10 protein-coding genes are annotated in these 12653 nt (G+C 64.5%); 4 read left to right on the forward strand and 6 right to left on the reverse strand.

Features of this window, described 5'->3' with window-relative positions; genetic code table 11:
* Positions 1 to 27 precede the first annotated feature (27 nt).
* Both HLH48_RS08810 and HLH48_RS08815 read left to right on the forward strand, forming a co-directional pair.
* Positions 28 to 1014 (forward strand): CobW family GTP-binding protein, encoded by a 987-nt coding sequence (locus HLH48_RS08810; RefSeq protein ID WP_182997128.1) that lies wholly within the window; start codon positions 28 to 30, stop codon positions 1012 to 1014.
* Between the two features lie 5 nt (positions 1015 to 1019).
* Entirely contained in the window at positions 1020 to 2087 is a 1068-nt protein-coding gene (locus tag HLH48_RS08815; RefSeq protein ID WP_182997129.1) for a WD40 repeat domain-containing protein, read from the forward strand.
* A 23-nt stretch (positions 2088 to 2110) separates the two neighbouring features.
* Here the strand turns inward: HLH48_RS08815 and HLH48_RS08820 are convergent, their stop codons facing one another.
* The 5 genes from HLH48_RS08820 to HLH48_RS08840 all read right to left on the reverse strand — a co-directional run bounded on the left by HLH48_RS08820 (position 2111) and on the right by HLH48_RS08840 (position 7134).
* On the reverse strand, positions 2111 to 2803 hold the full coding sequence (locus HLH48_RS08820) for an N-acyl homoserine lactonase family protein (RefSeq protein ID WP_182997130.1): 693 nt from the start codon (positions 2801 to 2803) through the stop codon (positions 2111 to 2113).
* Positions 2804 to 2897: 94 nt separating this feature from the next.
* A complete protein-coding gene (locus HLH48_RS08825) occupies positions 2898 to 3632 on the reverse strand; it encodes a class I SAM-dependent methyltransferase (protein WP_182997131.1) in 735 nt (244 codons plus the stop codon).
* Between the two features lie 70 nt (positions 3633 to 3702).
* Complete coding sequence (locus tag HLH48_RS08830) at positions 3703 to 5076, reverse strand: chloride channel protein (protein ID WP_373320261.1); 1374 nt, start codon at positions 5074 to 5076, stop codon at positions 3703 to 3705.
* A 167-nt stretch (positions 5077 to 5243) separates the two neighbouring features.
* Positions 5244 to 6140 carry a cation diffusion facilitator family transporter gene (locus HLH48_RS08835; protein WP_182997132.1) on the reverse strand — a complete coding sequence of 299 codons (897 nt, stop codon included), beginning with the start codon at positions 6138 to 6140 and terminating at the stop codon, positions 5244 to 5246.
* Between the two features lie 4 nt (positions 6141 to 6144).
* Entirely contained in the window at positions 6145 to 7134 is a 990-nt protein-coding gene (locus HLH48_RS08840) for a cation diffusion facilitator family transporter (RefSeq protein WP_182997133.1), read from the reverse strand.
* 178 nt (positions 7135 to 7312) lie between these two features.
* On the opposite strand from HLH48_RS08840, the gene HLH48_RS08845 reads away from it, so the two are divergent.
* Entirely contained in the window at positions 7313 to 8998 is a 1686-nt protein-coding gene (locus HLH48_RS08845; RefSeq protein WP_182997134.1) for an NAD(P)/FAD-dependent oxidoreductase, read from the forward strand.
* Between the two features lie 64 nt (positions 8999 to 9062).
* On the opposite strand, the gene HLH48_RS08850 is transcribed toward HLH48_RS08845, so the two are convergent.
* Positions 9063 to 10025 (reverse strand): metallophosphoesterase, encoded by a 963-nt coding sequence (locus HLH48_RS08850; protein ID WP_182997135.1) that lies wholly within the window; start codon positions 10023 to 10025, stop codon positions 9063 to 9065.
* A gap of 305 nt (positions 10026 to 10330) precedes the next feature.
* Between HLH48_RS08850 and HLH48_RS08855 the strand changes: the two genes are divergently transcribed.
* A complete protein-coding gene (locus HLH48_RS08855) occupies positions 10331 to 12643 on the forward strand; it encodes a TonB-dependent receptor (protein ID WP_182997136.1) in 2313 nt (770 codons plus the stop codon).
* Positions 12644 to 12653: the final 10 nt, after the last annotated feature.

Raw genomic sequence — 12653 nt, forward strand, 5'->3', positions numbered from 1 at the left:
GATTATCGACGATGGACAGGAGACGACATGTCTGAGACCCAAGCGGCGACCGGCGACGGGCTGGTGCCGGTCACGGTGCTGACCGGCTTTCTCGGAGCCGGCAAGACGACGCTGCTCAATCATATCCTGACGGCCGAACACGGGCGGAAATACGCCGTGGTGATCAACGAGTTCGGTGAACTGGGCGTGGATAACGACCTCGTGGTGGATGCCGACGAGGAAGTGTTCGAAATGAACAATGGCTGCATCTGCTGCACCGTGCGGGGCGACCTGATCCGCATCCTGGGCAGCCTGATGAAGCGGCGGGGCAAGTTCGACGGCATTATCGTCGAGACCACCGGCCTGGCCGATCCGGCCCCGGTGGCGCAGACCTTCTTCGTCGACGAGGATGTGCGGGGCAAGACGCGGCTGGATGCGGTGGTGACCGTGGTCGACGCGCTGAACGTGGTGCAGACCCTGGAAGAGAGCCCCGAGGCGGTGAACCAGATCGCCTTCGCCGACGTGATCATCCTGAACAAGACCGATCTGGCGGACGAGGCGGCGCTGGCCGCCATCGAGGCCCGCATTCGCACCATCAACCCGGTGGCCCGCCTGCATCGCGCCCAGCGCGGCAACGTGGCGCTGGCCGAGGTGCTGGACCAGGGCGGCTTCGACCTGGCGCGGGCGCTGGAGCACGCGCCGCATTTCCTGGAAGACACCAGCCATTCGCACGAGGAGAACGTGAGTTCGGTATCCTACGTGGTGGAGGAACCTCTGGATGCCGCCAAATTCCAGGCGTGGATCGGCGCGGTGCTTCAGGAGCAGGGGCCGGACATCCTGCGGGCCAAGGGCATCATGAATTATGCGGGCGAGGACCGGCGCTTCGCTTTCCAGGCGGTGCATATGATGGCCGATGGCGGCTTCATCGGGCCGTGGAAGGATGGCGAGAAAAAGGAATCGCGCCTGGTGATGATCGGCCGCAACCTCAACCGCCCGCGCCTGCGTCGCGGTTTTGAAAGCTGTCGCGCACGATGACGGGGATGAGGACCGAGAGCGGGGCACCGGCCGGCCTGCTGGAACGACGGGGTGCCGCGCGCACGATCGACGGCCATGTCGTCGCCTGTGTGGCGTCGCGCGACAGCAACCAGTTCGCCTTCGCCACCGCCGAGGGCGATGTGGTACTGGCGGCGCGCGCGGATTTCGCCGACGCGGCCGCGTGGCAGGTGCAAACGGTGCATGACGGTGCGATCTTGTGCCTGGCGCCCGATGCGGCGCCGACCGGCTTCCTGACCGGGGGCGACGATTCCACGCTGCGCCGGATCGGCGCGGATGGCGCGGTGACCGACCTGGTGCGTGGCCGACGGTGGATCGAACATGTCGCCACCTGGATCGACGCGAAGAATACCCCGAAATCGGGCGTGATCGCCTTTGCCTCCGGCAAGCAGGTCGAACTGCGCGATGCGGCCGGCACCGAGACGCTGAAGGTGCTGGACCATCCTTCCACCGTCAGCGGCGTGACGTTTGACGCCAAGGGCAAGCGGGTGGCGGCGTCGCACTATAACGGTGCGTCGATGTGGTTCGTGCAGGCCAGGGTCGATAACCCCCGGCGGCTGGACTGGAAGGGCAGCCATACCGGTATCATCATCCATCCGGCCGGTGACGCGCTGGTGACCAGCATGCAGGAAAACGAGTTGCACGGCTGGCGGCTGGCCGACGGGCACAATATGCGCATGAGCGGCTATCCGGCCAAGGTGCAGTCGATGGCGTTCTCGCGCACCGGCAAATGGCTGGTGACCGGCGGGGCGGACAGCGTGGTCATGTGGCCGTTCTTCGGCGGCGGCCCGATGGGCAAGCCGCCGGTCGAGCTGGCGGGCCTGCCGGGCGTGATCTGCCGCCGCGTGGCCTGCCACCCGGTGCATGAGATCGTGGCGGCGGGCTTCGCCGACGGTACCATCCTGCTGGAGGATGCGACGGCGCAGAAGGTCCTGCCGGTGCGCGACGCCGGCGGTGGCGCGGTCTCGGCACTGGCTTTCAGCCCCGATGGAACCGGCCTGGCATTCGGGACCGAGGACGGAGCGATCGGGATCGTCGACCTGGCGGCGCGATAGCGGCCTTTCGGGCGCATCCCCCGTCAGGGGGCGATGTGCAGGGGAGGAAGGTCGACCCGGACCACGATATCGTTCAAGGACGGGCGTGGCGACGGGAAGCGCCGCATGACGATGGGGTCATGGCCGGGAATGATTCTGGACATGTCCCCGTCCGCCAGACGCATGATCGTGTCAAAGCCTGCGATCATTTCACGCAGATCGACAAATGCGCTGACCGGGTGACGATCGGCGAGGTTCTTTTCGTAGTGGCATGTGTCGTTTGCCAGGACGACCCAGCCGCGAGCGGTCCTGACACGTACGAGCTGCTGGCCGGGTGTGTGGCCGCCGATGCGTTGAAGCTCGATGCCGGGCGCCAAAGTGGCATATCCGTCGAGGATATTGACGCGTCCGGCAAAAATCAGGTCCAGCAATGTATGGATGTCGCTCGCTTCCACCGAGCCGCCCAGGTTGGGATTGGTGCTGGACATCATCGCGCTGGTGACGAATTCGATCTCGCGCCGCTGAAGATGGAAGTGCGCGGCATCGAAGCGCCCCATGTTTCCGGCATGGTCGTAATGCAGGTGCGTCAGGATGACGTCACGCACCTGGCGGACATCGAATCCACAAAGGGAGAGACTGTCGATCGGGCAGCGCAGCATCGCTCGACCGCGACGAAGGCCCGTTTCCGCGCGAAAGCCGGTATCGACCAGGACGACGCGTTCATCGTTCGCGATCACCGATAGATAATAATCGAACTGAATGTCTCCGCCCGGCAGGAAGGGCGGGATGAAAAATGTTCAGCCGAACCGTCCCCAGACCTGCGCGACACCGCTATTTTCGCGCGGCAATCGCACGCAGTCCGCCGATGGGGCGGTCATGCCCGATCGTGAAGCCAAGTCTTTTCAGTTCGGCGACCTGTTCCGCCGGGGAGAGGCGCAGCTTCCGGTAGCGGCTTTTCTGGAAACGCCAGCCGGACGCTTCGCGAACATGGAGAAGATCGTTCACGATGACGCGTTCCGGTTCATATTCCAGAACGCATGTCATGAGACGATGATCGTCGCTCTGGACGGAAAGGAAACGATCGAGCCCCGTGAGTTCCTGCGACAGATCGCGAAATGTCAGGATGAAATGGCCACCGGGGCGCAGGGCCTCGTACGCGTCGCGATAGAGAGTCGACACGTCGGCCCGGTCCTCCAGGTGCGTCAACGTATCGCCCATGCAGACGATCGCGTCGGCCGACGCGCGGCCGACCAGCGTCGGGAAGCCGCGCAGATCGGCGTGGACAGTCCTGATAGGCTGGCCGGTTGCCGCCGCTTCCAGTTCCGCCAGAAGCTCGGCGCTCGTATCGATCGCGATGATGGTATCGTAGCCGATGGCCATGAGGGCGAATGACTGGTAGCCCGGCCCGCAGCCCAGATCGACAGCGATGCCCTTGGGGCCGTCATTCAGTCCGAGATCGACGAGAAGCGCCTGCTGTTCGGCGATCTTTTCCTCCAGCGGCAGTCCGTTCATCCAGGAATAATGCGCCGCCAGAAGCTGGTCATAATGGCGTGTGACCTCGTTCATGCATCGCCTGCCTGTCTTGTTTTGATTGCGAACAGTCTTCCATCCGACGGTAATCCCTCTTCCGGCGCGATCAGGGGCGTTCGGCGGGGGCTGGCGTTTCGGCCGGCGGTGGTTCGGTGTTTTCGACCACCGAGAGGAATTTCTCCGCCAGCGCGCTGTAGAGCGAGCGGGGGCAGATCATGCGCGAGACGCCATAGGCGAGGAACGAGGTGGCCAGCAGCGCCAGCGTGACCTGCTGGTTGTCCGACATTTCCATCACGATCACGCTGGCCGTCAGCGGTGCCTGCACCACGGCCGAGAAATAGGCGACCGTGCCCAGCAGGACCACCGCGCCGGGCGTGGTGTGCGGCAGGAACTGCGCCACCCAGCCGCCGATGCCCGCGCCGATGGCCAGCGAGGGCGCGAACAGGCCGCCCGGAATGCCCGAGCAGTAGGACACGATGGTGGCGATATATTTCAGGATGAAGAACGAGGCCGGATAGCTGGTCTGGCCGGCGATGATCTCGCGTGCCTGGGTGTAGCCCGTGCCGTAGGTGATGCCGCCCGAGGCGAGCCCCAGCACCGCCAGCACCAGCCCGCAGAGGGCCGCGAAGGCGATCGGCCGCCGTGCGACGAACTGGCCCAGCATGCCCGGCAGCCCCTGGGAGGTGCGGATCAGGATCGCGGAAAACACGCCGCCGCTGATGCCGCCCAGGATGCCGCAAGTCAGTACCGCGATCCAACTGATGCCGATCGGCACCACGACGTCGGTGTGGCCGAAATAGGTATAATTGCCGACCAGCGCGATGGCGGTGACGCCCGAGAGGATCACGCCCGTCAGCATCGTGCCGCTGGTGCGCTGTTCGAAGGAATGGCTGAGTTCCTCGATCGCGAACACGATCCCGCCCAGCGGCGTGTTGAAGGCGGCGGATACGCCCGAGGCGCCCCCGGCCAGGATCAGCCCGCGCCGGACGCTGACCGTCGACAGGTTCAACCATCGCCCGAAGGCGTGCATGATGGCCGCGCCGACCTGCACCGTCGGCCCTTCGCGCCCGATCGACGCGCCGGCCAGCAGGCCCATCGTGGTCAGCACGATCTTGCCGAAGGCGATGCGCAGCGACAGCAGCCGGTCGACGATGGCGAAATTTTCCAGGTGCAGGGCGGCGATCGTCTGGGGAATGCCCGAACCCTGGGCGCCGCGAAACCAGGTGCGCGTCAGCCAGGTCGAGAGCGCCAGGCCGGCCGGGGTAAGCGCCAGCATGATCCATGGGTCCCACGCCACCAGCCGGGTTCGCAGGGCCGCGGCGGTATCGGCCGCGGAGGCGAACCCGACCGCGACCAGCCCGACCAGGACGGCGGCCGTCCAATAGACGATCTTGCGGCGCCACTGCGCCGTCGTGACCCGGGCGGAACGGCGCAGATGTCGCATGTGACGGATGCGCAGTTCGGTCAGGTCGGTCTTCATCGTCGGGTATCCGGGGCACTGGCGCCCCGGAGCGGAAGGGTCTCAGGGGGCGTGATGGCATTATCTATCCGCCCTTTACCCCCTTAGTGCCGGGTATTTCCACTGGAACCGCTCATTTATCCCCGACCGGCGGGGGATGCTGTGTTGTGCCTGTCACAACGGAGCGCTCAGGACGGGATCGCGATTCCGCAATGCTTGGCCTTGCGGTCGGGCTCGACATGGATATGGATCAGCGCCTCGCCGATGCGCGCCCGCAGCGCGGCCTCGATCCGGTCGCAGATTTCATGCGCGGCATCGACGCTCATGCCGCCGGGTACGACCAGGTGAAATTCCACGAAGGCCATGGCGCCGACGATGCGCGCGCGCAGATCGTGCGCCTCGATCGCTCCGTGGCCGCTGGCGGCGATCACCTGGCGGATCGCGTCCAGCGTGTCCGGCTCCGGGGCCTCGTCCATCAGGCCCGCGATCGAGTCGCGCATCATGCCCCAGCCCACCCGCAGCACATTGAGGGCGATCAGGCCGGCCAGCAGGGGGTCGATCCATGGCCAGCCGGTCAGAGGAATCAGGACGAAGCCGCCCACCAGGCCGAGCGTGGTCCAGACGTCGGACATCACGTGCTGGCCGGCCGCGACCAGGGTGGGCGACCGCTTTGCCCGGCCCGCGCGCAGCAGGACCTGCGCCCAGGCCAGGTTCAGCAGGCCGGCCGAGCCATTCAGCGCGATGCCGGCCAACGGCGCGTTCGGCAGGCCGGGATGCTGCCAGTCGATCCAGGCCTCGCGGCCGATGGCCAGCGCGGTGATCAGCACCAGCACGCCTTCCGCCACGGCCGAGAGATATTCGGCCTTGTAATGGCCATAGGTATGGTTGTCGTCCGGCGGCAGGCTGGCGACATGCAGGGCCCACAGGCCGGTCAGGGCGGCAACGACATTGATGATGGTCTCGATCGCATCGGAATAGAGCGCGATCGAGCCCGTGACGCGCCAGGCCGCGTATTTCAGCCCCAGCGCGGCGATGCTGACGCCCAGGCTGGTCCAGGCCAGCGCGCTCTTGCTGATCTCGGGCATCGGGTCAGGGCACGTTCGCGTCGGCCAGCACGCAGCGGCCCGCATAGGCCGGGGTTTCGACCTGGAAGGTCGGGTGCCCGATGCCGAAGCGGGAGCGCAGCGCTTCGGTCGCGTCGCCCAGCAGCGTATCGTCCGCGGCAATCGGGCAGACCAGATGGACGGTCAGCGCGGTCTCGGTGGTGCTGATCGGCCAGATATGCAGGTCGTGCAGGTCCTGAACGCCCGGCAGGGCGCGCAGATAGGCCTCGACCCCTGCCTGATCGATCGTGCGCGGCACGCGGTCCAGCGCCATGTCCAGCGAATCGCGCAGCAGCGACCATGTGCCGGCGACGATCGCGCAGGACAAAAGCAGCCCCATGATCGGATCCAGCCGGACCCAGCCGGTATAGAAAATGATCGCGCCGGCGACCACGACGCCGGCCGACATCATCGTATCGGCCAGCATGTGCAGAAAGGCCCCGCGAATGTTCAGGTCGCCGCCGCTCCGCGCGAAGAGCAGGGTCGTCGCGCCGTTGACCACGATGCCCCCCGCGGCCACGGCCATGACCGTGCCACCCGGCACCGCCGTGGGTTCGATCAGGCGCAGGATCGATTCCCAGACGATGCCGCCGGTGACCAGCAGCAGCGCCACGGCATTGCCCAGCGCCGCGAGGATCGAGGACCGGCGCAGCCCGTAGGTGAATGCGGCGCTGGGCGCGCGCTGCGACAGAACATGCGCCAGCCACGCCGCCGCCAGCGCCAGTACGTCGGACAGGTTGTGCCCGGCATCGGCCAGCAGGGCCAGCGCGTGCGACGTGACGCCCCATGCCGCCTCGGCCATCACATAGACCAGATTGAGGCCGATCCCCCAGGCGAAGGCGGCGCCGAACGAGGCCGGCGCATGCACATGCCCGTGGCCGTGATGTCCATGATGGTCATGGTCATGGTCGCACGCATGCGCCCGGTCCCGGCCCGCGTGCCCATGCGCGGATGAAGGGTCGTGCAAGTCGGCCATGGCGGGGCTTCTCCTGGAGCGGCGGCCCTCTGTAACAGATGCGTCGCACCGGGGGCCAGCCCCGCGTGCTTTCGCCGGGGCGGGCGGTCGTGATAAGGCACGGCGCGTGGCGTCTCCACGCCGTGCCGTCCCGTGCCAGCACAGTTCCATAATCCCGCGAACGGATGTTCCGCCCCGCATGATCCGACTGACCGAAATCAGGCTTCCCCTCGACCATCAGCCCGAAGCGCTGGCGGCGGATATCGCGCGCCGGCTGGGCATCGCGGGCGCGGACCTGCTGGCGCATACGGTCTTCCGCCGGGGGTACGACGCGCGCAAGCGCGGCGCGGTCACGCTGGTCTATACGGTCGATTGCGCCGTGCGGGACGAGGAGGCGGTGCTGGCGCGCCTGGCGGGCACGCCGCATGTCGGCCGGGCGCCCGATACGTCCTATCATTTCGTGATGCGCGACGGGGCGGATGTCGCCGGGCGGCCGGGGTATCGCCGCCCGGTGGTGGTCGGCGCCGGCCCCTGCGGCCTGCTGGCGGCCCTGCTGCTGGCGCAGATGGGGCTGCGCCCGCTGGTCCTGGAACGGGGCAAGGTCGTGCGCGAGCGCACGGTCGATACGTTCGCGCTGTGGCGTAAATCGGTGCTGACGCCCGAGAGCAACGTGCAGTTCGGCGAAGGCGGGGCGGGCACGTTCTCGGACGGCAAGCTGTACAGCCAGGTCAGCGATCCGCGCCATTACGGGCGCAAGGTGCTGCATGAATTCGTCCGTGCCGGTGCGCCGGAGGAGATCCTGTACCTGTCCAAGCCGCATATCGGTACCTTCCGCCTGGTGTCGATGGTCGAGCATATCCGCGCCGAGATCGAGGCGTTGGGCGGCGCCTACCGGTTCGACAGCCGGGTGGAGGACATTCTGCTGGCGACCGACGCCGGCGGCGCGCGACGGATCGCGGGGCTGCGTCTGGCGGATGGCGAGGAGATCGCGGCCGATCATGTCGTGCTGGCGGTCGGGCACAGCGCGCGCGATACCTTCGCGATGCTGCACGCGCATGACGTCGCGATGGAGGCCAAGCCCTTTTCGATCGGTGTGCGGATCGAACATCCGCAATCGGTGATCGATGGGGCGCGGTTCGGCCCGCAGGCGGGCAACCCGCTGCTGGGGGCGGCTGATTACCGGCTGGTGCATCATGCCTCCAACGGGCGGGCGGTCTATTCCTTCTGCATGTGTCCCGGCGGGACGGTGGTCGCCGCGACCTCGGAGGAAGGGCGTGTGGTCACCAACGGCATGAGCCAGTATTCGCGCGCCGAGCGCAACGCCAATGCGGGGATCGTGGTCGGCGTCACGCCAGAGGCCGATTTTCCCGGCGGCCCGCTGGCGGGCGTCGCCTTCCAGCGCCATTGGGAGCGACAGGCCTTTCTGGCCGGCGGCGGCGATTATCGTGCCCCCGCCCAGCGTGTCGGCGATTTTCTGGCCGGCCGGCCGTCCACCCATCTGGGCACGGTCGAGCCCAGCTATCGCCCCGGCGTCACGCCGACCGACCTGACATCCTGCCTGCCGGATTTCGCCGTGCTGGCGATACGCGAGGCCCTGGCGGCATTCGGTCGGCAGTTGGACGGGTTCGCCATGGCGGATGCGGTGATGACGGGCGTGGAAACCCGTACCTCCTCGCCGCTCCGGATTCCGCGCGGCCCGGACGGTCAATGCACCAACGTCGCCGGCCTGTATCCGGCGGGCGAGGGGGCGGGTTATGCCGGCGGCATCCTGTCGGCGGCGATCGACGGCATACGGGTGGCGGAGGCCGTGGCCCTGACCATGGCGGGCCGGCCGGTGGACGGGCTGATCCGCCAGACCATGACCCGCAGCACCCAGGCTCTATAAGCGCACGGGCATCCGTCCAGACGGTTGCACGGTTGTTCGGCAGTCAGTCCGGATGACGTGGTGGTTACAGGGCGGTCGGGCGCGGAATGCGGCGGGAGAAGAGCGTCTTTCCGCTGCCGCCGATGAAGCCGATTTCCACGAGGTCGCGGGCCACGCGCATGGTCATGAAGCCATGCTGACCATCGTTGGTGAACGCCCCGCCGAGGGCAACCCCTGCCGGGTCCAGCCGTGACCCGGCACCGTTGACGATGTAGTCGATCCCGCCGATACGACGATGCTGGAAATTATGCTTGTGCGCCGAAATATAGGCGGCGACCCGATAATGCCGCAGGAGCGGCGCGATCGCGGCTATCAGCTCGGGGGTTTCGTGCCGGCCGTCGCCGGTATGGATGGGATGATGCCCGATCACGAATTTCCAGTCGGCGTCGCTGCGTCCCAACGCTTCGGAAAGCCATGCCTGCTGGGCACGCGGGTCCTGATCGTCGATCCTGACGATGGAATGGCGGTACTTCTTCAGAAACGGACTGGTGTCGATATAGAAACTGTCGATCGTCGTGCCATCGGGCAGCCGGTCGCGCACGCTGTAATAGCGTGCGGGCAGCAGCCAGCGCTTATGCCCGTTCGCGCCATAGCGAAGCTGCGCCTCGACGCTGCCGCGATAATCATGGTTGCCCAGAATGATGCGCCACGGTGTCTGGAGGCTGGGGGCGTCGTAAATATCCTCGAACGAACTGCGCCATTGCGGGTCGTCGACGCCGCTGACGCCATCTTCGTAAAAATTGTCGCCGAGCGAGACGGTAAAAATGCTGCGCGACCGCTCCGCCACGCGCGCCATTTCCGCGGCGACCTCGCGCTGATGATCGTGGCCGTTGCGCCCCCAATCCCCGACGAGCACGCTGACCATATCCGGATCGCGCGCCCGCGCCGGCACGGTCCCGAACAGGGGGGCCGCAATCAGGCTGGCCGAACCGGTCAAGAGGGCGCGGCGCGACAGTGTGCTGGACAAGGAGTGCGGCCAGGCGGTCACATCGTTTCTTTCTGCGGTGGCTTGTTGTGCTCGGCCAAATCTACGAGACGTGTAATGTCAAGAATATGATATTTTTATTAAAAATAACCCGGCCCTTGAAAGGGCGCGGACTTCAATAGGAATATTATGTTCTTGATATGAAACAATTATTTAATAAAAGTTTGTTCAACGTTACATTGACAATTCGTAACACTGAACGAAAATTCCGGCGGCTTGGAAATAATATATTTGCGTTATAATAATGCTCGTCGTCGGATTGAAAAATGATCAAGTCGCAGAAGTTCGAAACCCATAATAATTCTGTCATGTCAGAAAAATACAAATTCCGGGGACTGAGTGCTGTTCTGCTGTGTTCGGTTCCGGTCTTTATCGGCGCCCCCGCCCGCGCTGAGAATCCGACCGTGGCGGGACAGGACGCCCAAACGCCCGCCGTCATGACGCCCACCAAGCGCGGTCAATCCGGCGCGACGCATCGGGACAAGGCGGGGCAGCGGCAGGACGCGGCCGCCGGCCAGAGCGACCCGATGCCGGGCGAGGATGTCGAGGTCGAGGGGCAGCGCACTCATTCCGCGATCTACCAGGCGCCGACCAGCACGCCCCTGACCGTGACCCAGCCGACCTTCGTCGTGAATCGGCATTTCATCGAGAATAATCTGCCGGCCAGCGCCAATTACGATACGATCGCGACCATAGCGCCGAGCGTGGCCGGCACGTCGCCCAATGGTCCCGGCCTGTCGGAAAGCATCAACATGACCCTGCGCGGATTCGTCGACGGACAGTACGATGTCCTGTTCGACGATATTCCGGTCGCCCAGACCAACGACAATACCCACCATACCACCTCCTATTACCAGGGACCCGTTACCGGGTCGGTCGTGGTCAATGCCGGCCCCGGCGACGCGGCGACGGTCGGATTCGCAACCTTTGGCGGTCAGATCTATGTGAATTCGGTGGACCCCAAGACGGTCATGAGCGCCGAGGCCCACGCCATGGCCGGCAGTTTCGACAGCTACAACTATGGCGCCCAATATAATAGCGGCCTGATTCGCGGCACCAACGGGGGGCGCCTGGTCGTCGATGTCGAGGGCACGACCAGCCATGGCTATGCGAATTACAGCGCGCTGCGGCGAGCGAATTATTTCCTCAAATATGTGCAGCCGCTCGGCGCGCATACGACCCTGACGGCGTCAGGCTTCTACAACCATGTCGATTCCCATCAGTCGCCCGGCGCCACCCGCGCGCAGATCGCCGAATACGGTCCGAAATTCGGACTGACCAACGATCCGACGAAACAGAATTACGAGGGCTACAATCTCGATGTCGTCCAGAGCGATCTGGAATATGTCGGCATCAAGTCGGATCTCGGCGCCGGATGGCAGATCGAGGACAAGGTCTATACCTTCGCCTATTATCACCAGCCCGGCCTGTCCGGAAAAGACCCGAACGGCGGCACGCCCAACGGTACGTCCTTCGGTCCGGACAATGTTCCCGGCACGCGGATGAAGATGAATTACCGCGCGTGGGGCGATATCCTCAAGATCAGGAAGAGCGTCTCGATCGTGGACTTCCAGACCGGCGTCTGGGTCGATCACCAGAGCAATGGGCGCGACCAATATAGTGTGGATTATACCCTGGGTGGCAGACCCGACCCCGGGAAGACGAAGGGGGGCAAACTGAACCCGCCCGTGAAGGCCTTCAGCCGGCTGATGCACGACCAGAATCTCAGTGTCCAGCCCTTCGTTCAGGCGGATGTCCATATCACGAAGGAGCTGATCTTTTCAGCAGGTTTCAAATGGGCCGATTTTTCGCGCGATCTTGAAGCCCCGATCAACCAGAAGACCAAGACGCCCCTTTATTACTCCAGTTCCTATGGAACGCCGCTTCCCTCTTTCAGCTTCCACTACATGTTCACGCCGAAATGGGCCGGTTATATTCAGGTCGCCCGTGGTTTCGAAGCCCCGAGCCTGAGCTACTATTATGTCCCGGACCCGTCCCAGAACGCCATCTCTCCCGAAAAAACATGGAACTATCAGATCGGAACGTCCTATCAGAGCAGAAGATACAGCGTAAGCGCAGATTTCTATTATATTGATTTCAGCAACATGATCGTTGCGATCAATGATGTCTCTCTTGGTGACAGTCTCTACCGCAATGTCGGGTCCACACGTTATTATGGCGTGGAGTTTTCAGGTTCCTACTATCTGGGGCGCGGAATATCCCTGTTCGCCAACGGTAGCTACAATCAGGCCCGTCTGAATTCCGACAATAGCTGGGTACCCTATGCGCCCGACGCGACGGCAGCGGGTGGCATCACGTATAATGACGGGCCGTTCTATGCTTCTCTGATCGACAAATGGGTCGGAGCCTCCTATGGCGACACCGGGAATAAACAGGGCATAGATCCTTACAATACCCTCAATCTCTCGCTCGCCTATACGGTGCCGACGCTGATCGGGCCGATGAAAAACGTGAAACTCAAGCTGAATGTCAATAATCTTCTGAACAGTCATAATATATATTACTTCAACGGCTATGCGAAGAACGGCACGACCGGGCTGTTCTACTCGCAGCCCGGACTTGGCGTTTTTGGCTCGGTCTCGGTGCCCTTTCAGATTTGATCGCACCTTG

Origin of the sequence: Gluconacetobacter sacchari (assembly GCF_014174255.1) — a bacterium.
In the GTDB taxonomy this organism is placed as follows: domain Bacteria; phylum Pseudomonadota; class Alphaproteobacteria; order Acetobacterales; family Acetobacteraceae; genus Gluconacetobacter; species Gluconacetobacter sacchari.